The organism is Cupriavidus sp. UGS-1, from assembly GCF_021213615.1.
In the GTDB taxonomy this organism is placed as follows: domain Bacteria; phylum Pseudomonadota; class Gammaproteobacteria; order Burkholderiales; family Burkholderiaceae; genus Cupriavidus.
The window spans coordinates 99,695-125,427 of record NZ_JAJQJF010000002.1; the positions used below are offsets into that span (position 1 = coordinate 99,695).

Sequence of the window (25,733 nt, forward strand, 5' to 3'; positions counted from 1 at the left end):
TCTGGTTGGGGTCCATCGCAATGCGTGTTCTCGTTCTTGGCAGTGGCGTGATCGGCGTGACCAGCGCCTGGTACCTGGCCAGGGCCGGCCATCAGGTCACGGTGATCGACCGCGAAGCGGCGCCGGCGCTCGGCACCAGCTTTGCGAATGCCGGCCAGATCTCCCCCGGCTATGCCTCGCCGTGGGCCGCGCCCGGCGTGCCGCTGAAGGCCATCAAATGGATGTTCCAGCAGCATGCGCCGCTGTCGATCCGGCCCGACGGCACGCTGTTCCAGCTGCAGTGGATGTGGCAGATGCTGATGAACTGCAGCGCCGACCGCTACGCGGTCAACAAGGAGCGCATGGTGCGGCTGGCCGAGTACAGCCGCGACTGCATCCGCGCGCTGCGCGCCGAAACCGGCATCGCCTACGAGGGCCGGCAGCAAGGCACGCTGCAGGTGTTCCGCACCGACGAGCAGCTTGAAGGCGCGGCCAAGGACATCGCCGTGCTCGAGGAAGCCGGCGTCCCCTATCAATTGCTGTCGCGCGAGGACCTCGCCGCGAGCGAACCGGCGCTGGCCGCGGTCAGCCACAAGCTGACCGGCGGGCTGCGCCTGCCCAACGACGAAACCGGCGACTGCCAGCTGTTTACCCAACGCCTGGCGGCCATGGCCGAGGGCCTGGGCGTGCAGTTCCTGTACAACCGGTCGATCGACAGCCTGATGACCCAGGGCACCGCGGTGACTGGCGCCATCGTCGGCGGCGAGCCGATCTTCGCCGATGCCGTGGTGGTCGCGCTGGGCAGCTGGTCGACCCCGTTCATCAAGGACTTCGTGCGGATTCCGGTCTATCCGCTGAAGGGGTTCTCGATCACCGTGCCGATGACCGACGCCGCGCGCAGCCCGGTGTCGACCGTGCTGGACGAGACCTACAAGGTCGCGATCACCCGCTTCGACGACCGCATCCGCGTCGGCGGCATGGCGCAGATCGTCGGCTATGACCGCTCGCTGGATCCGGCCAAGCGGCGCACGCTGGAACACGTGGTGACCGATCTGTTCCCCGGCGCCGGCGACGTGGCGCGGGCCTCGTTCTGGACCGGCCTGCGCCCGATGACGCCGGACGGCACGCCGATCGTCGGCCCGACCCCGGTCAAGGGGCTATGGCTCAATACCGGCCACGGCACGCTGGGCTGGACGATGGCCTGCGGTTCGGGCAAGTTGCTGGCCGACCTGGTGTCGGGCGCCTCGCCGGCGATCCGCGCCGACGATCTGTCGGTCGCGCGCTATCAGCAGCAGACGGCACGGCATCCGGCACCGCGTCCGGCGACGGCCTGAAAGAACCGCCCTTAAAAAAAGACGGCCAAGCGGCCGTCTTTTTTTATTGCTTCCACCTCCACCGCCTTCAGAACTGCGCCTCGGTCAACGCCAGCGCCGCCGGCGCACCTGACACGATGGCATCGCGAATGCCGCCGGCCTGCGACAGCACGTGCTCGGCGAAGAAATGCGCGGTAGCGATCTTGGCCTCGTGGAAGGCCGGGTCCTCGGCACGCCGCGCATCGGCGGCCAGCATCGCGCGCCCGAGCTGCCAGCCCGAGAACACGATGCCGCACAGCTTCAGATACGGCACGCTGCCGGCAAACGCCGCGTTGGGATCGGTCTTGCCATTGGCCACGATGAAGTCGATCGCCTGCTCCAGCGCGGCGCGGCCCTTGGCCAGCTGCGCCTGCATCGCGGCGAACGGCGCGCCGCCATGCGCGGCCAGCGCGGCCTCGGTCTCGGCGATCCGTGCGCAGATGGCGCGCGCCACCGCGCCGCCATCGCGCACGGTCTTGCGGCCGACCAGATCGTTGGCCTGGATCGCGGTGGTGCCCTCGTAGATTGGCAGGATCCGCGCATCGCGATAATGCTGCGCGGCGCCGGTCTCCTCGATGAAGCCCATGCCGCCGTGGACCTGCACGCCGAGGCTGGTCACGTCGATCGACAGCTCGGTGCTCCAGCCCTTGATCACCGGCACCAGGAACTCGTAGAACGCCTGGTTCTCGCTCCGTACCGCCTCGTCGGGATGCTGGTGCGCGGTATCGCAGGCCGCCGCGCCGACATAGGCCAGCGCACGGGCCCCTTCGGTCAGCGCGCGCATCGTCATCAGCATGCGCTTGACGTCCGGATGATGAATGATCGTGACCGCCTGCCGCGCCGAGCCGTCGACCGGCCGGCTCTGCACGCGCTCGCGGGCATAGGCCACGGCCTGCTGATAGGCGCGCTCGGACACCGCGATGCCCTGCATGCCGACCGAGAAGCGGGCCGCATTCATCATGATGAACATGTACTCGAGGCCGCGGTTCTCCTCGCCGACCAGCGTGCCGATCGCGCCGCCGTGGTCGCCGAACTGCAGCACCGCGGTCGGGCTGGCCTTGATACCGAGCTTGTGCTCGATCGAGACGCAGTGCACGTCGTTGCGCGCGCCCAGCGAGCCATCCTCGTTGACCAGGAACTTGGGCACGATGAACAGCGAGATGCCCTTGACCCCTTCCGGCGCGTTCGGCGTCCGCGCCAGCACGAGATGGACGATGTTCTCCGCCATGTCATGCTCGCCGTAGGTGATGAAGATCTTGGTGCCGAACAGCTTGTAGGTGCCGTCGCCCTGCGGCTCGGCGCGCGTGCGCACCGCGGCGAGGTCGGAGCCGGCCTGCGGCTCGGTCAGGTTCATGGTGCCGGTCCACTGGCCCGAGATCAGTTTCGGCAGGAAGACCTGGCGCTGCGCGTCGCTGCCGGCGGTCAGCAGCGCCTCGATGGCGCCGTCGGTCAGCAGCGGGCACAGCGCGAACGACAGATTGGCCGAGTTCAGCATCTCGTTGCAGGCGGTGGCGATCAGCTTGGGCAAACCCTGGCCGCCGAATTCCTGCGGATGCAGCACGCCCTGCCAGCCGCCCTCGCCGAACTGGCGGAAGGCCTCGCGAAAGCCCGGCGTGGTGGTGACCGCGCCGTCCTTCCAGTGGCTCGGCTCGATGTCGCCGGCGCGGTTCAGCGGCGCGACGACCTGCTCGGTGAACTTGGCCGCTTCCTCGAGCACCGCCTGCGCGGTGTCGGCCGTCGCTTCCTCGAAGCCAGGCAATTGGCTGATGGCATCCAGCCCGGCCAGTTCGTTGATCGCGAACAGCATGTCCTTGAGCGGGGCGCGGTAGGTCATCGATGTCTCCGTTATCGCAATATGTCGCGCAGGTCGCGCAGGGCGCGCGGATCGCTGCGGCCGTTCGATACAGCGTATAAAAAAGCCGCTCGCGGGCGGGCCCGGAACGGCTTGTCTTGGCTTTTCGTTTTTCTTGTGTTGCGTGGCTTCGTCCGTCCGCGGCACCGGGCGGCGCCGCGGACGGCTTCCGAATCAGCCCAGCGCCGCCACCAGCTCCGGCACCACGGTGTTCAGGTCGCCCACCAGGCCGTAGTCGGCGACCGAGAAGATCGGCGCCTCGGCGTCCTTGTTGATCGCGACGATCACCTTGGAGTCCTTCATGCCGGCCAGATGCTGGATCGCGCCCGAGATACCGACGGCGATGTACAGCTGTGGCGCGACGATCTTGCCGGTCTGGCCGACCTGATAGTCGTTCGGCACGAAGCCGGCGTCGACCGCGGCGCGCGAGGCGCCGAGCGCGGCGCCCAGCTTGTCGGCCAGCGGCGTCAGCACCTTGGTGTAGTTCTCGCCCGAGCCGACGCCACGGCCACCGGACACGATGATCTTGGCGGCGGTCAGTTCGGGGCGATCGCTCTTGGTGACTTCACGCGACACGAACTGGGAGATGCCGGCATCGGCCACGGCGGGCACGGTGTCGACCGAGGCCAAGCCGCCTTCCGCGGCGGCGGGGTCGAAGGCGGTGCCGCGCACGGTGATCACCTTGATCTTGTCCGAGGACTTGACCGTGGCGATCGCGTTGCCGGCGTAGATCGGGCGCTCGAAGGTATCCGGGCCGTCGACCTTGGTGATGTCCGACAGCTGGGCCACGTCCAGCTTGGCGGCGACGCGCGGCAGCACGTTCTTGCCGTAGGCGGTGGCCGGCGCCAGGATGTGGCTGTAGTCGCTGGCGATCGCCAGCACCTGCTCGGCGACGTTCTCGGCCAGGCCTTCGCCGAAGTACGGCGCATCGGCCAGCAGCACCTTGGCGACGCCGGCGATCTTCGCGGCGGCCTCGGCGGCGGCCTGGGCGTTGGCGCCCGCCACCAGCACATGGACGTCGCCGCCGCACTGGGCCGCGGCGGTCACGGTGTTCAGGGTCGCGCCCTTGATCGATTGGTTGTCGTGTTCAGCAATGACGAGTGCAGTCATGTTCGTATCTCCTGGCGCGCTTAGATGACCTTGGCTTCGTTCTTGAGCTTCTGCACCAGCGTCGCGACGTCCGGCACCATCACACCCGCGCTGCGCTTGGGCGGCTCGACGACCTTCAGCGTCTGCAGACGCGGCGCCACGTCGACGCCCAGGTCTTCCGGCTTCACGGTTTCCAGCGGCTTCTTCTTGGCCTTCATGATGTTCGGCAGCGTGACGTAGCGCGGCTCGTTCAGGCGCAGGTCGGTGGTCACCACCGCCGGCAGCTTGACCGACAGCGTTTCGAGGCCGCCGTCGACCTCGCGCGTCACCGAGGCCTTGCCATCGGCGATCACGACCTTCGAGGCGAAGGTCGCCTGCGGCAGGCCGGCCAGCGCGGCCACCATCTGGCCGGTCTGGTTGGAGTCGTCGTCGATCGCCTGCTTGCCCAGGATCACCAGCTGCGGCTGCTCCTTGTCGATCAGCGCCTTCAGCAGCTTGGCCACCGCCAGCGGCTGCAGGTCTTCGCCGCTCTCGACCAGGATGCCGCGGTCGGCGCCGATCGCCATCGCGGTACGCAGCGTTTCCTGGCATTGCGCCACGCCGCAGGAGACCGCCACGACCTCGCTGGCCACGCCGGCTTCCTTCAAGCGGACCGCCTCTTCCACGGCGATCTCGTCGAACGGGTTCATGCTCATCTTCACGTTGGCCAGGTCGACGCCCGAGCCATCGGACTTCACACGGACCTTGACGTTGTAGTCAACCACGCGCTTGACTGCGACGAGTACTTTCATGCGCTCACTCCACTGATTGTCAGAAATTTGGTTCGCTCGCCATTATAACCACCGGGTCGGCGGCGCCCGGAATTTTCGAACGACCGTACTATTTTATAGGCAAAGAATTGCCGGGCATAGCCCGGCAAGCGATCTGGCGACACGTATTGTGCCGCAGAAAACCCTTCGCGGCACAGAGGCGGCGGCCGGATTCGAGGTTTTGTTCGATACCCGGCCGTGACGCCCGGCTCGCGGCTTACCAGGCCGTGATCACCGAATCCTTGAAGGTCGTGGTGACGTACTGCTTGATCTCCGGCGAGTGATAGGCCTTGATCAGCTTGGCGACCCACGGCTTGTTCTTGTCGGCCTCGCGCACGGCGATCAGGTTGGCGTACGGACCCTTCGGGCCTTCCATCGCGATCGCGTCCTTGGTCGGCGACAGGCCGGCCGATTCCGCGTAGTTGCCGTTGATCGCGGCGGCATCCAGGTCGTCCAGCGAGCGCGGCAGTTGCGCGGCGTCCAGTTCGACGATGCGCAGCTTCTTCGGATTGCCGACGATATCCAGCGGCGTGGCCTTCAGGCCGGCGTCCGCGCGCAGCTTGATCACGCCCTTGCTCTGCAGCAGCAGCAGGCCGCGGCCGCCGTTGGTCGGGTCGTTGGGCACGCCGACGCGGGCGCCCTGCTTGAGCTGGTCCAGCGACTTGATCTTCTTCGAGTAGACGCCCATCGGGAACGTGACGGTGTAGCCGACGTTGGCGAACTTGTAGCCGCGGTCCTTCATCTGGGCTTCGAGGTACGGCAGGTGCTGGTAGCTGTTGGCGTCGAGGTCGCCGGCGGCCAGCGCGGCGTTCGGCTGGATGTAGTCGCTGAACTCGACGACCTGGATATTGAGACCATCCTTGGCGGCGACCTTCTTGACCTGTTCCATGATCTGGGCGTGCGGACCACCGGTCACGCCGATCTTGATCGGCTTGTCCTGCGCCACCGCGGCGGTGGCGAGGCTGGCGCCGAGCGCGGCGCCGATGATCCATTGCAGCAGGCTACGACGTTGCATGTCTGACTTCCTTTGCGATGCGTTCTGGGTTGAGTCTGGGGTAAAGCAAAAACGAAACGGAAAACGAAACGATCCCGGCCGGTGCGACATGGCGCTCAACGATGGCTGATCCGGCGGACCAGCCAGTCGCCGAAGCTCTGCACGGCCTGCACCAGCACGATCAGGATCAGCACCACCGCCACCATCACCTCGGTGATGTAGCGCTGGTAGCCATAGCGGATGCCGAGGTCGCCCAGGCCGCCGCCGCCGATCGCGCCGGCCATCGCGGAATAGCCGACCAGGCTGACGAAGGTGATGGTCAGGCCCGCGACGATGCCGGGCATCGCCTCGGGCAGCAGCACCTTCCAGACGATCTGGCGCGTGCTGGCGCCCATCGACTGCGCCGCCTCGACCAGGCCCTTGTCGACCTCGCGCAGCGCGCTTTCGACCAGCCGCGCGATGAACGGAATCGCGGCGATCGTCAGCGGCACCACGGCCGCCGCGGTACCGATCGACGAGCCCGCCAGGAAGCGGGTGAACGGAATCACCACCACCAGCAGGATGATGAACGGGATCGAGCGCACGGCGTTGACGACCACGCCGATCAGCCGGTTGAACAACGGATGCGCCAGCGGGCCGCCGCGGTCGGTCAGGTGCAGCACCACGCCGAGCGGCACGCCCAGCAGCGCGCCAATGACGCCGGAGATGCCGACCATCACCAGGGTCTCGCCCAGCGAGGTCACAAACAGGTCGAACAGCTCAGACCACATGCTCGTACTCCTCCACCACCACGCCCTGCTGCTGCAGGAATGCCATTGCCGCGCGGACGTTGTCGGTCTCGCCGGTGGCCATGATGGCCAGCGAGCCGAAGGCCTGTCCCTGGATCTCGTCGATATGCCCGTGCAGGATGTTGAAGTCCAGCCCGTAGCGGCGGATCGCCTGTGCCAGCACCGGCTGGTCGACACCCTCGCCGGTGAAGGCGAGCCGGTAGACGTGGTCGCGCCCGTTGCCGAGCCGGCTCTCGACGCGCTTGAGCACGCTGGCCGGCAGCTCCTGCGAAATCACGTCGCCGATCATCGCGCGCGTGACCGCATGCTGCGGCCGCAGGAAGACGTCGATGACCTGGCCCTGCTCGACGACGCAGCCGGCGTCGAGCACCGCGACGCGATCGCAGACCTGTTTGATGACCTCCATCTGGTGCGTGATCATCACGATGGTCAGGCCAAGATCGCGGTTGATCTGCTTGAGCAGGTCGAGGATGGAGCGCGTGGTTTCCGGATCGAGCGCCGAGGTGGCCTCGTCCGACAGCAGCACCTTGGGCTTGCTGGCCAGCGCGCGCGCAATGCCGACGCGCTGCTTCTGCCCGCCGCTGATCTGCGCCGGATAGCGGTCCTTCAGCGCCGACAGGCCGACCAGATCGAGCAGCGGCAGTACCGTCGCGGCAATCTCGTCGCGGTTCTTGCCGGCCAGCTCCAGCGGCAGCGCCACGTTGTCATAGACGGTGCGGGACGACAGCAGGTTGAAATGCTGGAAGATCATGCCGATGTCGCGGCGCGCCAGCCGCAGCGCCGACGCGTCGAGCGCGGTCAGGTCCTGGCCGGCGACGATCACGCGGCCGTCGGTCGGACGGTTCAGCAGATTGATGGCGCGCACCAGCGTACTCTTGCCGGCGCCGCTGCGGCCGATGATGCCGAAGACTTCGCCCGCCGCGATGGACAGGCTGACATCCCGCAAAGCGTGCACATCCCCGGTCGCACCGGGGAATCGCTGCGAGAGACCTTGCAGTTCGATCATGAGACAGAGCGAAAAGAAAACGGCAACAGCCGGGACGGGGTCTCCAGCGCTGCTGCCGCATTTATCGTTTTTGGATGTAACGGGCTATTTTAAGCGATCCGCTTCTTACCAGAAACGACTTTTTGCCGATGTCTTTAGACGAAAAGGGAATAAGGCGTCGATCCGAAGTGCCGGTATGTCAACTCGCGCGCCAGGCCGGCGGCCGCTTGTCGATGAACGCCTGCACGCCTTCCAGCGCCGCTTCGTCCATCATGTTGCACGCCATGGTCTGCCCGGCCAGCTGATAGGCCGCCTCCACGCCCATTTCGAGCTGGCGGTAGAACAGGCCCTTGCCCGCCGCGATCGCCGCCGCGGGCTTCGCGCAGATGCTGGCGGCCAGCTTCGCCACCTCGCCGTCCAGTTCGGCGGCCGGCACCACACGGTTGACCAGGCCGCGCGCCTGCGCCTCGCGGGCGCCGATCATCTCGCCGGTCAGCAACATCTCCATCGCGTGCTTGCGATGCAGGTTGCGCGACAGCGCCACGCCGGGGGTCGAGCAGAACAGCCCGAGGTTGACGCCCGACACCGCGAAGCGCGCGTCGTCCGCCGCGACCGCCAGGTCGCACATCGCCACCAGCTGGCAGCCGGCCGCGGTGGCGATGCCGTGCACGCGCGCGATCACCGGCTGCGGCATGCGCTGGATCGCCAGCATCATGCGCGTGCAGCGGTCGAACAGCCGCCGGTAGTAATCGTGCGACGGCTGCGCGCGCATCTCGCGCAGATCGTGTCCGGCGCAGAAGGCGCGGCCCGCGCCGGCCAGCACCACGACCCGCACCGCGGGATCGGCGGCGATGCGGGTCAGCGCCTCGGTCACCGCGTCGATCAGCGCCTCGGACAGCGCGTTGAAGGCGTCGGGACGTTGCAGCGTCAGGCGCAGCACGCCCGGGGCATCCTCGCTTTGCATCAGCAGCGCCCCGGCGGCTTGTGCGTGTTCCGATTCGGCCATGATGGTCTCCTGGTTTGCTGATCTGACGTTGTCGTGCCGCGGTGGCGCCGGTCGCAGCCTATTTCTCCAGCAGCACCTTCAGATGCGCCAGCACGCTGCGGCCCAGCGCGCTGAGGTTGTAGCCGCCTTCGAGGCAACTGACGATGCGCCCCTGCGCGTGCTGCCGCGCCAGCGTCATCAGCTCGGCCGTGATCCAGGCGTAGTCCTGCTCGACCAGCCCCATCTGGCCGAGGTCGTCCTCGCGATGCGCGTCGAAGCCCGCCGAGATGAACAGCATCTGCGGACGGAACGCCTGCAGCCGCGGCATCCAGATCGTCTCGACGACCTCGCGCACCGCCATGCCGTTGGTATAGGCCGGCAGCGGAATATTGGCCATGTTGTTGGCCACGTGCTCGGTGCCGCTGTACGGATAGAACGGATGCTGGAAGAAGCTGCACATCAGCACGCGTTCGTCGCCACGGAAGGCGGCCTCGGTGCCGTTGCCGTGATGCACGTCGAAGTCGATGATCGCCACGCGTTCGAGCCCGTGGGCGTCGAGCGCATGGCGGGCCGCGATCGCGACGTTGTTGTAGAAGCAGAAGCCCATCGCGCGATCGGGCTCGGCGTGGTGGCCGGGCGGGCGCACGCAGCAGAAGGCGTTCTCGAGCTCGCCGGCGATCACCGCATCGGTGGCGGCCACCGCGGCGCCCGCCGCATGCGTGGCCGCGGCCAGCGTATGCGCGTTCATCGCGGTATCGGGATCGATCGCATGGTAGCCGCTGGCGGGGCTCGCTTCCTGCAGCCCGTCGACATAGCCGGGCAGGTGCACGCGCTCGATCTGCTCGCGGCTGGCGGCCGGCGCCTCGCGGCGGTCCAGCAGGCCGTCGATGCCGTGCGAGATCAGATGGTCTTCGATGGCGGTCAGGCGTTCCGGGCACTCGGGATGGAAGTGCCCCATCTCGTGCAGCAGGAATTCGGGATGCGTGTAGTAGCCGGTCGGCATGGGATGTCAGCGCGTTTATCGAGGCGTTGTTGGGCGCGTGGCGGACACCCTGCCGGGTGCGCCGCTGTCTCCATCCCCGTACGTTAGCACAGCGGATGGCCGGGCAATGCGGCTGCCGCCTTCGTCGCCGGGTCGTATCGTGCCGTGATGTTTTGCGTCGGAGGCGTCCGCTATACTCGGTCCGACTTGCAAAGGACACCATGACCGAACACACGCGTAACCTGCGCCGCCCGCTGCTGGGCGCCGCGCTCTGCTCCGTGGCGCTTGGCCTGTGCGGCGCCACCCCCTCGCTGCTGGCGGCCGGCAAGCGCCGCGCCAGCTTCCAGGAAGAAGAAATCGATCCCGGCCGCTATCGCAACGGCAGCAACCCGCAAGCGGCCGCCTTTATCGACGAGATGGTCGCGCAGCACGGGTTCTCCCGCGCGACCCTGAACGACTGGTTCGGACAGGCCGTCTACTCGGCCACGGTGGCGCGGCTGATCATGCCGCCGGCCACGCCGGGCCGAAAAAGCTGGCGTGCCTACCGCTCACGCTTCATCGAACCGATCCGCATCAACGCCGGCGTGCGCTTCTGGCAGCAGCATCGCGACACGCTGCGCCGCGCGGAAAGCGAGTTCGGCGTGCCGGCCTCGGTGATCGTCGGCATCATCGGCGTCGAGACGATCTACGGACGCGACATGGGCACCTTCCGCGTGCTGGATTCGCTGTCGACGCTGGCCTTCGACTATCCCGATACGCCAAACCGCGCCAGCCGCTCGGCCATGTTCCGCGCGCAGCTGCAAGACTACCTGCTGTGGTGCCGCGATACCCGCACCGACGTGTTCTCGGTGCTCGGCTCGTACGCGGGCGCGATCGGCATTCCGCAGTTCATGCCGACCAGCCTGCGCGAATACGCGACCGACTTCGACCGCGACGGCCATGTCGACCTGCGCAACAGCCCGGTCGACGCGATCGGCAGCGTCGGCCGCTTTCTGCAACTGCACGGATGGGAGCCCGGACGGCCGGTGGTGTGGCGGCTGGCACAGGACGAAGGCAGCCGCGGCATCGCGGCGGCCGCGGCGGACGGCGAACCGTGGCCGACGCGCACGCTGAATCAGCTGACGCGCGCCGGGCTGCGGCTGGACGAGCCGATCGACTTGGCGCGCGAAGGCGAGACCGGCGTGCTGGTGGTAGACCTGCCGACGCCCGATGCGCCGACCGACTACATGCTTGGGCTGCGCAATTTCTATGTGCTGACGCGCTACAACCGCAGCTTCTTCTACGCGCTGGCGGTCTATCAGCTGGGCGAGGCGGTCAAGGCCGCGATGGTGTAAGGACCGATGGTCCGGCCGGCGCATGTCCCGCTGTTGGCGGACGGCGCCGGCCCTGGTCGACGCTGAATCAGGCGGGGAAGATGCCGGTCGACAGGTAGCGGTCGCCGCGATCGCAGACGACGAACACGATGGTCGCATCGCGGACTTCCTCGGCGATTCGCAGCGCCACGCACAGCGCGCCGGCGGCCGAGATCCCGCAGAAGATGCCTTCCTCGCGCGCCATGCGACGGGCCATATGCTCGGCATCGGCCTGGCTGACCGGCTCGGTGCGGTCGATATGGCGCGGATCGTAGATCTTCGGCATATAGGCTTCCGGCCATTTGCGGATGCCCGGAATGCGCGAGCCTTCGGCCGGTTGCGCGCCGACGATCTGGATCGCCGGGTTCTGTTCCTTCAGATAGCGCGACACCCCGGTGATGGTGCCGGTGGTGCCCATTGCCGAGACGAAATGCGTGACGCGGCCGTCGGTGTCGCGCCAGATTTCGGGACCGGTGGTCTCGTAGTGGGACTGCGGATTATCGGGATTGGCGAACTGGTCCAGGATGATGCCCTTGCCGTCGCGCTCCATCGAATCGGCCAGATCGCGCGCGTATTCCATGCCGCCCTTGACCGGGGTCAGGATGATCTCGGCGCCGTACGCCGCCATGCTCTGGCGGCGCTCCATGCTCAGGTCCTCCGGCATGATCAGCACCATCTTGTAGCCGCGGATCGCGGCGGCCATCGCCAGCGCGATGCCGGTATTGCCGGAGGTCGCCTCGATCAGCGTGTCGCCAGGCTTGATACGGCCGCGCGCCTCGGCACGCGCGATCATCGACAGCGCGGGCCGGTCCTTGACGGAGCCGGCGGGATTGTTGCCTTCGAGCTTGCCCAGAATCACATTGCCACGCTCGGCGTTGGCGGCTCCGGGAATACGCTGCAATTGCACCAGCGGCGTATTGCCGATGGTGTCTTCGATCGTCTTGTAGGCCATGATGGGGCGAGTCCAAATGTCGGCGCCCATTGTAATGCAGGTGTCATGACCCTGCCGCCAGCGCGGCGGGGCAGCATTCGCATGCCCCGCCCCGGCTCATCAGGCGCGCGTGCGGCCCTTGCCGAGCAGGTGGTACAGCAGGATCGCGCCGAAGGTGGCGGTACCGATGCCGCCCAGCGTCATGCCGCCGAAACGCAGCGTCAGGTCGCCGGCCGCAACCGTCAGCGTGGCGCCGACGGTGATCAGGTTGCGCGAATCGGAGAAGTCCACGCGGTTCTCGACCCAGATCCGGCCCGCGGTGGCCGCGATCAGGCCGAATACGACGATGGTCAGGCCGCCGATCACCGGACCGGGAATCGTCAGGATCAGCGCACCGAACTTGGGCGAGAAGCCCAGCAGGATCGCCACCAGCGCGGCGACCACGAAGATCAGCGTCGAATAGATGCGCGTCACTGCCATCACGCCCATGTTCTCGGCATAGGTCGTCACGCCGGTACCGCCGCCAGCGGCCGACAGCATCGTGGCGACGCCATCGCCGATAAAGGCGCGGCCGATATACGGGTCCAGGTTGCGGCCGGTCATCACGCCGATCGCCTTGATATGGCCCAGGTTCTCCGCGACCAGCACGATCGCCACCGGCGCGATCAGCAGCATCGCGTTCAGTTCGAACACCGGCGTGGTAAAGGCCGGCAGGCCGAACCAGCTGGCGCTGGCGACGCCCGAGAAGTCGATCGGCTTGCCCAGGCCGAACGCATTGGCGCAGACCCAGTAGGCCAGATAGCCGATCAGCCCGCCGATCAGCACCGGCAGCCGGCCGATCATGCCCGGCGCGCGCACCGCGACTAACCCGACCGCGACCACGGTCAGCAGGCCGATCCAGGTATCGAGCGCGGCGGCGCTGACCGCCTTGACCGCGACCGGCGCCAGATTCAGCCCGATCGCGGCGACGATGGCGCCGGTCACCACCGGCGGCATCAGCCGCTCGACCCAGCCATAGCCGGCGGCCTGCACCACCAGGCCGATCACGGTATAAAGCAGGCCGGCGGCGATGATGCCGCCCAGCGCCAGCGGAATGTTCGGATTGGGGCCGCTGCCGGCATAGCCGGTGGCGGCGATCACGACCGCGATGAAGGCGAAGCTCGAACCGAGGTAGCTCGGCACGCGGCCGCGTACGCACAGGAAGAAGATCAGCGTGCCGATGCCCGAGAACAGGATCGCGATATTGGGATTGAAGCCCATCAGGATCGGCGCGATCGCGGTCGAGCCGAACATCGCCACCACGTGCTGGATGCCGGCCAGCACGGTCTGCCCCGCGGGCAGCCGTTCATCGGGCGCGATCACGCCCTCGGTCTTCAGTGTCCAGCGCGGCAGGAATCCCGCCTCGTCGCCATTCGCCATCGTTGAGCTCCCGTTCCGAGGTGGCCGCCGGCGCGCCGCGCCCGGCCGTTCCCGGTGATGTGTTGGATGTGTTGTGGTGTGTCGTGGTCCGCGGGGGCGCCGCCGGCCCGCTTCGCTCCCCGTTGGAGAGATCCGGCTGGAGAGACGAAGGAGGCGCCCTGCCGCAGCGCCCGCATCATACTCTGTGGCCTTGGGCCTGCGAAGCGCCACGGCATCCGATTGGCGGCGCTGCGACATCGCGGTGCCGCTCAGGCGTTAGCACGAGCCGTACCAGCACAGGTCGGCAGCAAGAACGGCAGCAAGAACGGCAGCAAAGAACGGGAGCAAGGACGGGCGGCAGGCGCCGTGCCGCTCAGTGTGCGGTCCTGGCGGTCTTGCCCGAACCCTTGCCGGCCGGCGCGACCGCCGCCGTTGGCGTGGCGGCGCCCGGCTTGCCGCTCCTGGCTGCGGCCGGCGCCCCGCCCTTGCCGATGTTCAGCCCCTCGCCCTGCAGACGCACGACCGACTTTGGCCCCAGACCCTTGACCCGATCGGCCAGGTCGGTGGCGTCCTTGAACGCGCCCTGCTTGCCGCGTTCCTCGACGATCCGGCGCGCCATCGCGGGTCCGATTCCCTTGACCGTGGTCAGCGCCGCCTCGTCGGCACTGTTGACGTCGACAGCGGCCAGTGCGCTGCCGGCCAGCGCCATCGACATGCCCAGGCAGCACGCCAGCGCCAGCAAGGTTTGCTTGATCATGAACAGGCTCCTTCTCCGGTGACCGGAGTTCGGCTTCGTTGGCGATGCCCGGGCGGGCATGCCGCCCCGTCGTCGCGACGGGGTAGGCCGAGCATAAGAGCCAGGAAGGGGGGCGGCGCGCCGCGCAACAAATGTTGACGCGGTTTGCGCGGAAAGCCCGGCGCCGGTTTGCGGCGAAACGACAGTCGGAGAGCGGCGGCTGAGTCTTCAGCCGCCGCTCTCGAGCAGCCAGCGGCAATAACGCGCCACGCCTTCCTCGACCGTATAGAACGGCGCGGTATAGCCGGCGCCGCGCAGGCGCGAGACATCGGACTGCGTGAAGCACTGGTACTTGCCGCGCAGCGCATCGGGGAACTTGATGTATTCGATCAGCCCTTCCTGCTCCATCTCCTCCAGCGTCAGCGGCGGCTTGCCTTCCGCGCCGCGCAGCGTGTTGACCACGGTGGTGGCGATGTCGTTGAACGGCTGCGCGCGCCCGGTGCCGAGATTGAAGATGCCAGACTTCTCGGGATGGTCCAGGAAGAACAGGTTGACCTTGACCACGTCCTCGACCGAGACGAAGTCGCGGCTGTGGCCGCCCGGGCCATAGCCTCCGTATTCGCCGAACAGCTTGACGGTGCCGTCCGCGCGGAACTGGTTGAAGTTGTGGAAGGCCACCGATGCCATGCGGCCCTTGTGCGCCTCGCGCGGGCCGTAGACGTTGAAGTAGCGAAAGCCGACGATCTGCGAATGGGCGTTCGGCAGCGTGCGCCGCACAAGCTGGTCGAACAGGAACTTCGAGTAGCCGTAGACGTTCAGCGGCTTCTCGTATTCGCGGTCTTCCTTGAACGTCTGCGAGGCGCCGTAGGTGGCGGCCGACGACGCATAGAGAAACTGCACGCCCTGCTCCAGGCACGCTTCCATCAGCGCCTTGGTGTAGCGGTAGTTGTTCTCCATCATGTAGCGGCCGTCGGTCTCCATCGTGTCCGAACAGGCGCCTTCATGAAAGATCGCGCGGACCTTGCCGAATTCGCCGCGCGCGAAGCGGTCCAGGAAGTCGGTCTTGTCCAGGTAGTCGGCGATCTCGCAATCGACCAGGTTGTGGAACTTGTCGGCGCGGGTCAGGTTGTCGACCGCGATGACGTTGTTCTCGCCGCGCTCGTTCAGCCCCTTGACGAGGTTGCTGCCGACGAAACCGGCGGCGCCGGTGACGATGATGGTCATGGTGAATCCAGCAGTGATAAGGGGCGTCAGCCTTGCGCCGCGCCGAACAGTTCGGGGTAGCTGACCACGGCCGTGCCCAGCTTGCCGACGACGATGCCGCCGGCGCGGTTGGCATGCTGCACCGCTTCCTTCAGCGGAATGCCGGCGCCGAGCATCGTGGCCAGCGTCGCGATCACGGTATCGCCGGCGCCCGACACGTCGTAGACCTCGCGCGCCTGCGCGGAGACGTGCAGCACTTCGGCCTCCGTGTACAGCGTCATGCCTTCCTCGGAGCGCGTCAGCAGCAGCGCTTCGAGCTGCAGCGCGCGGCGCAGGTTCTGCGCGCGGATGGTCAGGTCGGCCTCGGTCTTCCAGGCACCCACCACGTGGCGCATCTCCGCGCGGTTCGGCGTGATCAGCGTGGCGCCGCGATAGCGCGAATAGTCGTCGCCCTTCGGGTCGACCAGCACCATCTTCCCGGCGGCGCGTCCGCCTTCGACCATGCGCGCGACATGGGTCAGCCCGCCCTTGCCGTAGTCGGACAGCACCAGCACCTGGTAGTCGCCGATCAGCGCCTGGAAACGGTCCTGCACCGACAGCAGCACCTCGTGCGCCGGCGGGTTCTCGAAGTCGACGCGCAGCAGCTGCTGCTGGTGCGCGACCACGCGCAGCTTGATCGTCGTGTTGACGCTGCGGTCGCGGTGGAGAAACGGCTGCACGTGTTCGGCAGTCAGCAGGTTCTCCAGCATGCTGCCGGGTTCGTCGTCGCCGACCACTCCCAGCATGCCGACCGACGCGCCCAGCGCGGCGGCGTTGCGCGCCACATTGGCGGCGCCGCCCAGGCGCTCCTCGCTGCGCTTGACCTGGACCACCGGGACCGGGGCCTCCGGCGAGATCCGTTCGACATCGCCGAACCAGTAGCGGTCCAGCATCATGTCGCCCACCACCAGGATGCGCGATTGCTGGATCTGTTCGCGAGAGATCGGGTTCCTGTTCATGAGCTTCCTTTTGGCCGGCGCGCCGCCCGGCGGCCGCACCGGCATGTTGCGTCAGGCCGCCGCCGCGGGCCGGCCGATCGCGTGATATTCGATACCGGCCTCCTGCATCGCGGCCGGCTCATACAGATTGCGCCCGTCGAACACGACCGGCGTCTTCAGGCGGCGCCGGATCTGCGCGAAGTCCGGGCTGCGGAACACCTTCCATTCGGTGACGATGGCCAGCGCGTCGGCGCCGTCCAGCGTCTCCATCTGCGCGTCGCAGAACGTCACGCGCGCGAAGCCGCCTTCGATGCCGGCCAGGTCCTGCGCCAGCGCGCGCCGCGCTTCCTGCATCGCGACCGGGTCGTGCACCCGCAGCGACGCGCCGCGCGAGACCAGCTCGCGCGCCAGCACGCGCGACGGCGCCTCGCGCATGTCGTCGGTATTGGGCTTGAACGCCAGGCCCCAGATCGCGAAGGTGCGCCCGCTCAGGTCCTCGCCGAAGCGCCGCACGACCTTGTCGCCGAGCACGCGCTTCTGCGCCTCGTTGACCGCCTCGACGGCCTCCAGCACCCGCATCGCCTTGCCGCTCGCGGCGGCGGTGCGCATCAGCGCCTGCACGTCCTTCGGAAAGCACGAGCCGCCGTAGCCCGCGCCGGCATAGAGGAAACTGTAGCCTATCCGCGGATCGGAGCCGATTCCCAGGCGCACCAGCTCGATATCGGCGCCGACCTCGTCGGCCAGGTTGGCCAGCTCGTTCATGAACGAGATGCGCGTCGCCAGCATCGAGTTGGCCGCGTACTTGGTGAACTCGGCCGAGCGCACGTCCATGTAGAAGGTGCGCTCGTGGTTGCGGTTGAACGGCGCGTACAGCGCCCGCATGATGGCCTTGGCATGGCGGCCGGCGGCGTCGTTGTTGCAGCCGAGCACGATGCGGTCGGGCCGCATGAAGTCCTCGACCGCGGCGCCTTCCTTCAGGAATTCGGGATTGGAGACCACCGAGAACTGCAGGTCCTCGAGCCCGCGCGCTGCGAGCTCCTCGCGGATCACCGCCGCGACGCGGTCGCCGGTACCGACCGGCACGGTCGACTTGTCGACCACGATCTTGAAGCCGGTCATATGCCGGCCGATATTGCGGGCGGCCGCCAGCACATACTGCAGGTCGGCCGAACCGTCCTCGTCCGGCGGCGTGCCAACGGCGATGAACTGCACGTCGGCATGGTCGACCGCGGCCGCGACGTCGGTGGAGAACACCAGCCGCCCGGCCTCGCGGTTGCGCTGGATCAGGTCCTTCAGGCCGGGCTCGTAGATCGGCACGCCGCCATCGTTGAGCAGCGCGATCTTTTCTTCATCGACGTCGAGGCAGAACACATCGTTGCCGAGCTCGGCCAGGCAGGCGCCGGTGACCAGGCCGACATAACCGCTGCCGATGATGGTGACTTTCATGAGGACGACTCCGTGAGACGGGGCGGATCAGGCTGGACGCGGACTCAGCCGAGCGCTTCGGTGCGCCGCGGCGCGTAGGATTCCCAGCGGTTGCAGCCGGGGCACTGCCAGTAGAACAGGCGCGCGCGGAAGCCGCACTCGCGGCAGGTGTAGCGCGCCAGATTGCGGGTGCGCAGTTGCAGCAGGTCGCGGATCGCGGCGTCTTCCTGCGCGGCCGCGTCGGCGGGCGTCACGTCGGCGGCAGCCCCATTCGCGGCGGGCGCGCCATTGCCTTCGGCGACGTCGGCGGTCGCCGGCGCCGGCGCGGCCAGCGCGGCGCGCGCATCGAAGTAGCGCGTCAGCGCCTGCAGCGACGGCTGGCGGCGCAGCTGCTCGCGCATCAGCGCGGCCGCGGCGGCCGGACCCTCGAGTTCGAGTTCGGTGCGATAGGCAGTGTCGAGCAGCTCGGCCGCAAGACCCGTCTTCAGCAGGCCGCGCAGCCATTCGAGCGCCTTGCCCTGTTCGCCCAGCTCGCGATACGCCTTGACCACGCGATCGGCGACCAGCGGCAGATAGCTGGCGTCCTGGCGTTCGATGCCGAGCCAGTGACCCAGCGCCGCGCCAAGATCGCCGGACGCCATCGCGACATCGCCAAGCAGGATCGGCGCGCGCACGTTCTTCGGATTTTCGCGCAATGCCTGCTCGAGCCAGCCGATCGCCTCGTCGGGCTGCTTGCGCTGCAGCGCGTCCTGCGCCAGCTCGCAGCAGAACTGCGCAATCTGCACGCTGTAATCCTGCTGCGTCGCGCTCTGCAGCTCGCGCGCGGCGTCGATTGCCTTGCGCCATTCCTTCTCGACCTCGTACAGCTCCAGCAGCACGCGCTTGGCCGAGGCCGCATACGGGCCGGACATCAGCGCACGCAGCGCGTCCTCGGCGCGATCGAGCAGGCCCGCGCGCAGATAGTCCTGTCCCAGTTCGTACAGCGCATGCTCGCGCTCGGTGTCGGGCAGATCGGGACGCGTGGCCAGGTTCTGGTGCACGCGGATCGCGCGTTCGGTCTCGCCGCGGCGCCGGAACAGCGCGCCCAGCGCGAAGTGCAGCTCGGTGGTTTCCGGATCGAGCCGCGCGACCTCGATGAAGGCGTCGATGGCCTTGTCCGGCTGCTCGTTGAGCAGGAAGTTCAGGCCCTTGAAATACGAGCGCGGCAAGGCGCCCTGCTCGCTGATCGCCTGCCGCAGGTCGAGGCGGGCCGCCATCCAGCCGAGCCCGAATACGAGCGGAAGGGCGAGCAGCCACCAGGTTTCAAAATTCATTGCTTAGACTTTCGGGCCGATTACGTTGTAGGGCGCCACGGCCTTGGAAGAAGACGCGCCGGCGCCGTCCTCGGCCGGCGTGCGCGCATTGCCGACCGCGCGGCGCAGCCGGGCGATCTCGAGCCGCTGCCGCATCAGGCCCGGCGCCACCGAGATCAGCGCGGCCAGCGCGCCCAGCACGAACGCGGCCAGCAGGATCAGGATCAGCGGCGCGCGCCAGACCGCGTCGAAGAACAGCTGCAGCGACACATCGGCGGTATTGCGCAAGGCGAGCACGAACAGCAGCGCGAACAGGACGATACGGATAATCCAGGCGACAAGTTTCATGCGATTGACGAGGTGTCTGCGGCGGCGTGGCGGCAAAAAGCGGCGAAATGGCGAAGAAGCGTCCCCCCGGGCACCGGCTGTCGGCGCATCCCGAACGGCAAGCCGGCCGCGGGCGGCGGCTCCCCGGCATTGTAGCGGAATCAATTGGCGCACACGGCGCGATCGGGGCCGGCGCGGCGGGCGATTCGTCGACCCCACGAGGATGCGGAGAGGTCACTCAGACACGCGCCCCGACCCGGCGGTTCCGCGTCTGCGCATCCGACAGGCATAAAAAAAGCGCTCCTTGCGGAGCGCTTTTTCGATTCCGTAGCCGCCTTCGTCACCGAAGCGGCCGGGAGTCAGGACTGTGCCAGGTTCAGGCCGGAGCCTTCCTGCTGGACGCCAGGCATCGCGGCGCCATGGGTCAGCGGACCGCGTTCGCCGCCGAGCGGGGCATGCCCGGGGACATGCCCGTTGGCGGCGGCGTTGTCGTTGCCGTTGCTGTTGCCGTTCAGGCCCAGCGCGGTGCCATCGACACCGTTGCCGCCGTTGCCCTCGACACCGTGATCGCCGTTACCGCTACCGTTGCCGGCCGCCGGATTGCGGTCGACCCGCTCGCGCAGCTCCTTGCCCGCCTTGAAGTGCGGCACCCGTTTTTCGGGCACCAGCACTCGCTCACCGGACTTGGGATTGCGCCCCACGCGCGGCGGCCTGCGATTCAGGCCGAAGCTGCCGAACCCGCGGATCTCGATGCGATGGCCATCGGCCAGCGCATCGGACATCGCGTCGAGAATCGTTTTGACCGAGATGTCCGCGTCCCGCAGCAGCAACTGCGGAAAGCGGGCAGCCAGCTTTTCGACGAGCTCGGACTTGGTCATGGCATCCGCGCGTGAGTTGGACGGTCGCGATGGACGCGATTACTGGTTGTCCTGGCCCAGCTTGGCCTTCAGCAGCGCGCCCAGGTTGGTCGTGCCAGCCGTGCCGGTGTCGGCCTGGAACTTCTGCAGGGCTTCTTGCTGCTCCGCCGAGTCCTTGGCCTTGATCGACACGTTGATGTTGCGCGACTTGCGATCGATGTTGACGATCACCGCGGTCACCTGCTCGCCTTCCTTCAGCACGTTGCGGGCGTCCTCGACACGGTCGGCCGAAATTTCCGAGGCGCGCAGATAGCCTTCGACGTCGTCGGCCAGCTGGACCACGGCACCCTTCGGATCGACGGTCTTGATCGTCGCGGTGACGATCGAGCCCTTGTCATTGGCCGAGATGAAGTTGTTGAACGGATCGCCCGACAGCTGCTTGATGCCCAGCGAGATGCGTTCCTTGTCCACATCGATGCCCAGCACCACGGCCTCGACTTCGTCGCCCTTCTTGTACTTGCGCACGGCCTCTTCGCCCGACTCTTGCCAGGACAGGTCCGACAGGTGCACCAGGCCGTCGATGCCGCCCGGCAGACCGATGAACACGCCGAAGTCGGTGATCGACTTGATCTGGCCGGTCAGCTTGTCGCCCTTCTTGTGGTTGCGGCTGAAGTCGTCCCACGGATTGGCCTTGCACTGCTTCATGCCCAGGCTGATACGGCGCTTGTCTTCGTCGATATCCAGTACCATGACTTCGACTTCGTCGCCCAGCTGGACAACCTTGGACGGGGCCACGTTCTTGTTGGTCCAGTCCATTTCCGACACGTGCACCAGGCCTTCGATGCCGGCTTCGATCTCGACGAACGCGCCGTAGTCGGTCAGGTTGGTGACCTTGCCGAACAGGCGGGTGCCTTGCGGGTAGCGGCGCGAGATGCCGACCCACGGATCTTCGCCCAGCTGCTTGACGCCCAGCGAGACGCGGTTCTTTTCCTGGTCGAACTTGAGGATCTTGGCGGTGATTTCCTGGCCAACCGACAGCACTTCGCTCGGATGGCGAACACGGCGCCATGCCAGGTCGGTGATGTGCAGCAGACCATCGATGCCGCCCAGGTCGACGAACGCACCGTAGTCGGTGATGTTCTTGACGATGCCGTTGACGATGGCGCCTTCCTTCAGGGTTTCCATCAGCTTCTGGCGCTCTTCGCCCAGGGTCGCTTCGACCACGGCGCGGCGCGACAGCACCACGTTGTTGCGCTTGCGATCCAGCTTGATGACCTTGAATTCCAGGGTCTTGCCTTCGTACGGCGTGGTGTCCTTGATCGGACGCACATCGACCAGCGAACCCGGCAGGAACGCGCGGATGCCGTTGACCATCACGGTCAGGCCGCCCTTGACCTTGCCGGTCACGGTACCCGAGATGATTTCGCCGTCTTCCAGCGCCTTCTCGAGGTTCAGCCACGATGCCAGGCGCTTGGCCTTGTCGCGGGACAGGATGGTGTCGCCATAGCCGTTCTCGAGCGCGTCGATGGCCACGGAAACGTAGTCGCCGGCCTGCACTTCGAGTTCGCCCTGGTCGTTCAGGAACTCCTCCACCGGCACGAAGGCTTCAGACTTCAGGCCGGCGTTGACGACCACGAAGTTGTGGTCGATCCGCACCACTTCGGCGGAAATCACTTCGCCGGCCTTCATATTGGAGCGGGCGATCGATTCCTCGAACAGTGCGGCAAAGGATTCGTTGTTTTGCAGGTCGGACATAAACGTAAGTTAGCAATCCGCAATACCGTGGCCGGCGCGACGATCGCGCTCAGTCTGCCAGGGCAGCGGGGTCAGGTTGAACCATGCCGGCGGCGTGTTCCCGCGTGCGGCGCGACCGTTGTCGCGTCCGCGGCGGGCGGCTGCCGGCGCCTCGTGGCGCGGCGCTGTCACCCCTGGGTCAGCGGACCCAGCTCGGCGTGCCACGCCAGCACCTGCGCCACCGCCTGATCCACCGTCATGTCGGAGGTATCGAGCAGCCGCGCATCTTCCGCGGGACGAAGCGGTGCGGCGGCACGGGAACGGTCCCGCGCGTCGCGTGCTTCCAGATCACGCAAAAGGTTTTCGATACTAGCAGAAATTCCCTTATCAATCAATTGTTTATAGCGCCTGCGAGCGCGCGCCTCGACGCTTGCGGTCAGGAACACCTTCAGCCGCGCGTCCGGGAAGATCACCGTGCCCATGTCGCGGCCGTCGGCCACCAGGCCGGGCAGCTTGCGAAAGCCCCGCTGCAGTGCCGTCAACGCATCGCGAACCGGCTGATGGACCGCCAGCGCCGAGGCCCGGTTGCCGATCGCCTCGGCGCGGATGGCCAGGCTGACCTCCTCGCCGGATAGCCAGACCCGGTCCGGGCCGAACTTGACATCGAGGCGGCTCGCCAGGTTTGCAAGGGCCGGCACGTCGCCTTCGTCGACGCCGGCCCGTTCGCTGGCCAGCGCCACCAGACGGTACAACGCCCCGCTGTCGAGCAGATGGAAGCCCAGCGCGTCGGCGACCTTGTGCGCCACGGTTCCCTTGCCGGAGGCCGTTGGCCCGTCGATGGTGACGACTTCAGCGATAGTCATTTCTTATCAAGACAAAAGCAACGATCAATTTCTCGATCTAATTGAGAACCATTATCATTCTTCCATCGGTAGGGAGCGTCGATCCGCGGCTCCCGCAGACCAACGAGGCAATCTACCATGGCAAAAACCCTGTCGTTCGGCATCATGCACCTTGGCATCGCGTTCAGCGTGACCTATGCGCTGACGGGCAGCATTGCCATCAGCGGTGCCGTCACCTTCATCGAACCAGCCGTCAACACGGTGGCCCATTACTTCTTCGACCGCTACTGGGAGCAGCGCGAACGGCGCAAGGTCGCGCAGGCCGCCGCGCCGGATTCCGCGCATTCGTCCGAACGGCACGACGCCGGCATGGCGATGGCGCCGGCACAATGAGCCGGTCGCGCTCTCGGCCAAGGCTCAGCGAACCACCTGACCGAACACGTCGAAATAGTCAGGAAACGTCTTGGCCACGCAGCGCGGATCGTTGATGCGGATCGGCAAGGGGCCGAACGTGGCCAGCGAGAAGCACATCGCCATCCGATGGTCGTCATAGGTATCGATGCCGTCGGCGGGCGTCTGCCACTGCGTCGGCGGGGCGATACGCAGATAGTCCTGGCCCGCCTCGATGTCGGCGCCGAGCTTGCGCAGCTCGGCCGCCATCGCGTCGATGCGGTCGGTCTCCTTGACGCGCCAGCTGCCGATATTGGTCAGCGTGGTCGGACCGTCGGCGAACAGCGCGGCCACCGCCAGCGTCATCGCGGCATCGGGGATATGGTTGCAGTCCAGCGTGATGCCCTGCAGCCGGCCGTCGTCGCGGTCCACGCCGCGCACCTCGATCCAGTTGGCGCCGGCCATCACGTTGGCGCCCATCCGGTTCAGCGCATCGGCGAACTGCACGTCGCCCTGGATGCTGGCCAGCCCCACGCCTTCGACCCGGACCGGGCCGCCGCCGATCGCGCCGGCGGCCAGGAAATACGATGCCGACGAGGCATCGCCCTCGACGAAGATCTCGCCCGGCGAGCGGTAGCGCGCCCGCGCCGGCAGCACGAAGCGCGACCAGCCGTCGCGCTGCACCTCGATGCCGAAGCGCGCCAGCAGATTCAGCGTGATCTCGATATAGGGCTTCGAAATCAGCTCGCCCACCACCTCGATCTCGATGCGGCCGCCCGGCGAGTCGGCCAGCGGCAGCGCCATCAGCAGCGCGGTCAGGAACTGGCTCGACACATCGCCGCGCACGCGGATCGGGCCATCGATGCGGATCGCCGACGGCTGCAGGTGCAACGGCGGATAGCCCTCGTTGCCGAGGTAGTCGATACGTGCGCCGACCTGGCGCAGGCCGTCGACCAGATCGCCGATCGGCCGCTCGTGCATGCGCGGCACGCCCGAGAGCCGATAGTCGCCGCCCTGCAGCGCCAGCGCCGCCGTCAGCGGACGGATCGCGGTACCGGCATTGCCCATGAACAGCTCGGCCGCCTTGACCGGAAACTTGCCCCCGACACCGGTGACAAGATGATCATCGCCATCCTTGCGCCAGTCCACGCCCAGCGTCTTGAGCGCGCCGAGCATCACGCGCGTGTCGTCGGAATCGAGCAGGTCGCGCACCCGGGTCTCGCCCTCGCTGAGCGCTGCCAGCAGCAGCACGCGGTTGGAGATACTCTTCGAGCCGGGAAGACGGACCGTGCCAGCGGCACGGGTGAAAGGGCCAAGCGTCAGATGTTCCATGGTCGGGCTGCGGTCGGTAGGGCTTGCAAGGGGCGGCAAGTGATCGCCGGCTCGGCGGGGATCACGACTCGACGTCGGCCGCGGCGGCACGCTCGGCGCCCCACTGCAGCCGCGCCTGGCTGGCACGCGCGAACACGCGCTCGAGCGCCTCGCCATTGCCGGCCTCGATCTGCGCCTTCAGGTGCGCCAGCACCGATTGGTAGGTATTGAGTTCGCGCAGCAGCGCGTCGCGGTTGGCCAGGCAGATGTCGCGCCACATCTCGGGCGACGACGCGGCAATCCGCGTGAAGTCGCGAAAGCCGCCGCCCGCGCAGGCGAGCTTGAGCGCCGCGTCCTCGGCATTCGCAACCTGCGCGACCAGCGCGTACGACAGCAGATGCGGCAGGTGGCTGACCGCGGCGAACACCGCGTCGTGCTGCACCGCGGACATGATCTCGCAGACGCCGCCGGCCGTTTCCCACATCGCGCGCACCGCGGCGACATCCGCCCGGCTGTTCTCCTGCAACGGGCACAGCACCACCTTCTTGCCGTCGTAGAGATCGTCGAGCGCCGCTTCGACGCCGTTCAGTTCGCGTCCCGCGATCGGATGGGCCGGCACGAACTGCGCGACCTTGTCGCCCAGCGCGGTCTTGGCCGCCATGATCACGTCGGACTTGGTGCTGCCCGCGTCGGTGACGATGGTGCCGGGCTGCAGGTGCGGCTCCAGCGCGTGCAGCAGCGCGAAGGTCTGCGCGACCGGTGCGCACAGCACGATGATGCTGGCGCCCTGCGCGGCATCTTCCAGCGAGGCGGCCCGGTCGATCACGCCAAGGGCAAGCGCGCGTTCCAGCGAGGCGGGCGAACGGCCGACGCCGACCACTTCGCCGACGACACCGGCGCGCTTCAGGGCTCGGGCCAGGGAACCGCCGATCAGGCCGACGCCGACGATCACGACACGGGAAAAATGCAGGGCACTCACGACAGTACGCCGAGACCGGCGGCGGAAAGGAGGAAAACCGGCATTGTAGCCGCTCGCTGCACGGCGGCGGGCGCGATCGGTACACGCGGACCGGATATGGCAAACAGGGCGCCAGCGGCGCCCTGTCGAATGTTCAGCCACGGCGCCGCCGCCGCACGGCGGCA

The 25,733-nt window shown here is 67.4% G+C and carries 24 protein-coding genes; 3 read left to right on the top strand and 21 right to left on the bottom strand.

Translation table 11 applies throughout. The features are described from left to right. Positions 1-20 precede the first annotated feature (20 nt). Positions 21-1,313: a D-amino acid dehydrogenase gene (locus tag LRR16_RS03070; protein WP_232204770.1), complete on the top strand. Its 1,293-nt coding sequence runs from the start codon at positions 21-23 to the stop codon at positions 1,311-1,313. A gap of 67 nt (positions 1,314-1,380) precedes the next feature. Here the strand turns inward: LRR16_RS03070 and LRR16_RS03075 are convergent, their stop codons facing one another. From LRR16_RS03075 to LRR16_RS03110, 8 genes are all read right to left on the bottom strand, one after another. Beyond that, positions 1,381-3,165, bottom strand: a complete 1,785-nt coding sequence (locus LRR16_RS03075; protein ID WP_232204771.1) for an acyl-CoA dehydrogenase — start codon at positions 3,163-3,165, stop codon at positions 1,381-1,383. A gap of 192 nt (positions 3,166-3,357) precedes the next feature. Further along, a complete protein-coding gene (locus LRR16_RS03080; protein ID WP_232204772.1) occupies positions 3,358-4,293 on the bottom strand; it encodes an electron transfer flavoprotein subunit alpha/FixB family protein in 936 nt (311 codons plus the stop codon). Between the two features lie 20 nt (positions 4,294-4,313). Beyond that, positions 4,314-5,063, bottom strand: a complete 750-nt coding sequence (locus LRR16_RS03085; protein WP_232204773.1) for an electron transfer flavoprotein subunit beta/FixA family protein — start codon at positions 5,061-5,063, stop codon at positions 4,314-4,316. A 235-nt stretch (positions 5,064-5,298) separates the two neighbouring features. Beyond that, positions 5,299-6,096 (bottom strand): MetQ/NlpA family ABC transporter substrate-binding protein, encoded by a 798-nt coding sequence (locus LRR16_RS03090; protein ID WP_023264942.1) that lies wholly within the window; start codon positions 6,094-6,096, stop codon positions 5,299-5,301. Positions 6,097-6,191: 95 nt separating this feature from the next. Then, entirely contained in the window at positions 6,192-6,845 is a 654-nt protein-coding gene (locus LRR16_RS03095) for a methionine ABC transporter permease (RefSeq protein WP_006577896.1), read from the bottom strand. Continuing rightward, the gene (locus tag LRR16_RS03100) at positions 6,835-7,869 is read right to left on the bottom strand and encodes a methionine ABC transporter ATP-binding protein (protein ID WP_232204774.1); all 1,035 of its coding nucleotides are present in this window, start codon (positions 7,867-7,869) and stop codon (positions 6,835-6,837) included. The genes LRR16_RS03095 and LRR16_RS03100 overlap by 11 nt, the downstream gene beginning before the upstream one ends. Before the next feature lie 178 nt (positions 7,870-8,047). After that, a complete protein-coding gene (locus LRR16_RS03105; RefSeq protein ID WP_232204775.1) occupies positions 8,048-8,854 on the bottom strand; it encodes an enoyl-CoA hydratase in 807 nt (268 codons plus the stop codon). 58 nt (positions 8,855-8,912) lie between these two features. Next, the gene (locus LRR16_RS03110) at positions 8,913-9,836 is read right to left on the bottom strand and encodes a histone deacetylase family protein (protein WP_232204776.1); all 924 of its coding nucleotides are present in this window, start codon (positions 9,834-9,836) and stop codon (positions 8,913-8,915) included. 200 nt (positions 9,837-10,036) lie between these two features. Here LRR16_RS03110 and mltB point away from each other — a divergent pair, with 200 nt between their 5' ends. Continuing rightward, positions 10,037-11,149 carry a lytic murein transglycosylase B gene (gene mltB / locus LRR16_RS03115; protein ID WP_232204777.1) on the top strand — a complete coding sequence of 371 codons (1,113 nt, stop codon included), beginning with the start codon at positions 10,037-10,039 and terminating at the stop codon, positions 11,147-11,149. Positions 11,150-11,216: 67 nt separating this feature from the next. On the opposite strand, the gene cysM is transcribed toward mltB, so the two are convergent. The 11 genes from cysM to cmk form a co-directional block, all read right to left on the bottom strand. Beyond that, entirely contained in the window at positions 11,217-12,119 is a 903-nt protein-coding gene (cysM, locus tag LRR16_RS03120) for a cysteine synthase CysM (RefSeq protein ID WP_006577901.1), read from the bottom strand. A 99-nt stretch (positions 12,120-12,218) separates the two neighbouring features. Further along, positions 12,219-13,517: a solute carrier family 23 protein gene (locus tag LRR16_RS03125; protein WP_064572955.1), complete on the bottom strand. Its 1,299-nt coding sequence runs from the start codon at positions 13,515-13,517 to the stop codon at positions 12,219-12,221. A 352-nt stretch (positions 13,518-13,869) separates the two neighbouring features. Next, entirely contained in the window at positions 13,870-14,253 is a 384-nt protein-coding gene (locus LRR16_RS03130; protein WP_232204778.1) for a helix-hairpin-helix domain-containing protein, read from the bottom strand. A 207-nt stretch (positions 14,254-14,460) separates the two neighbouring features. After that, positions 14,461-15,456: an ADP-glyceromanno-heptose 6-epimerase gene (rfaD, locus tag LRR16_RS03135; protein ID WP_232204779.1), complete on the bottom strand. Its 996-nt coding sequence runs from the start codon at positions 15,454-15,456 to the stop codon at positions 14,461-14,463. Between the two features lie 26 nt (positions 15,457-15,482). Beyond that, the gene (gene rfaE1 / locus LRR16_RS03140) at positions 15,483-16,433 is read right to left on the bottom strand and encodes a D-glycero-beta-D-manno-heptose-7-phosphate kinase (protein WP_006577905.1); all 951 of its coding nucleotides are present in this window, start codon (positions 16,431-16,433) and stop codon (positions 15,483-15,485) included. A gap of 51 nt (positions 16,434-16,484) precedes the next feature. Further along, the gene (locus tag LRR16_RS03145) at positions 16,485-17,858 is read right to left on the bottom strand and encodes a UDP-glucose/GDP-mannose dehydrogenase family protein (RefSeq protein ID WP_006577906.1); all 1,374 of its coding nucleotides are present in this window, start codon (positions 17,856-17,858) and stop codon (positions 16,485-16,487) included. 44 nt (positions 17,859-17,902) lie between these two features. Further along, positions 17,903-19,150, bottom strand: coding sequence for a lipopolysaccharide assembly protein LapB (gene lapB / locus LRR16_RS03150; protein ID WP_064572949.1), 1,248 nt, complete (start codon positions 19,148-19,150; stop codon positions 17,903-17,905). A 3-nt stretch (positions 19,151-19,153) separates the two neighbouring features. Continuing rightward, the gene (locus tag LRR16_RS03155; protein ID WP_006576293.1) at positions 19,154-19,477 is read right to left on the bottom strand and encodes a lipopolysaccharide assembly LapA domain-containing protein; all 324 of its coding nucleotides are present in this window, start codon (positions 19,475-19,477) and stop codon (positions 19,154-19,156) included. A gap of 338 nt (positions 19,478-19,815) precedes the next feature. Further along, positions 19,816-20,334 carry an integration host factor subunit beta gene (locus tag LRR16_RS03160; RefSeq protein WP_232204780.1) on the bottom strand — a complete coding sequence of 173 codons (519 nt, stop codon included), beginning with the start codon at positions 20,332-20,334 and terminating at the stop codon, positions 19,816-19,818. Positions 20,335-20,373: 39 nt separating this feature from the next. Then, positions 20,374-22,068: a 30S ribosomal protein S1 gene (rpsA, locus tag LRR16_RS03165; protein WP_006576291.1), complete on the bottom strand. Its 1,695-nt coding sequence runs from the start codon at positions 22,066-22,068 to the stop codon at positions 20,374-20,376. 167 nt (positions 22,069-22,235) lie between these two features. Continuing rightward, a complete protein-coding gene (gene cmk, locus LRR16_RS03170; protein ID WP_006576193.1) occupies positions 22,236-22,910 on the bottom strand; it encodes a (d)CMP kinase in 675 nt (224 codons plus the stop codon). 117 nt (positions 22,911-23,027) lie between these two features. Here cmk and LRR16_RS03175 point away from each other — a divergent pair, with 117 nt between their 5' ends. Then, complete coding sequence (locus tag LRR16_RS03175) at positions 23,028-23,282, top strand: DUF2061 domain-containing protein (protein WP_232204781.1); 255 nt, start codon at positions 23,028-23,030, stop codon at positions 23,280-23,282. Between the two features lie 24 nt (positions 23,283-23,306). Here LRR16_RS03175 and aroA read toward each other — a convergent pair whose 3' ends face one another. After that, complete coding sequence (gene aroA / locus LRR16_RS03180) at positions 23,307-24,611, bottom strand: 3-phosphoshikimate 1-carboxyvinyltransferase (RefSeq protein ID WP_232204782.1); 1,305 nt, start codon at positions 24,609-24,611, stop codon at positions 23,307-23,309. 61 nt (positions 24,612-24,672) lie between these two features. After that, a complete protein-coding gene (locus LRR16_RS03185; RefSeq protein WP_064572942.1) occupies positions 24,673-25,569 on the bottom strand; it encodes a prephenate dehydrogenase/arogenate dehydrogenase family protein in 897 nt (298 codons plus the stop codon). Positions 25,570-25,733: the final 164 nt, after the last annotated feature.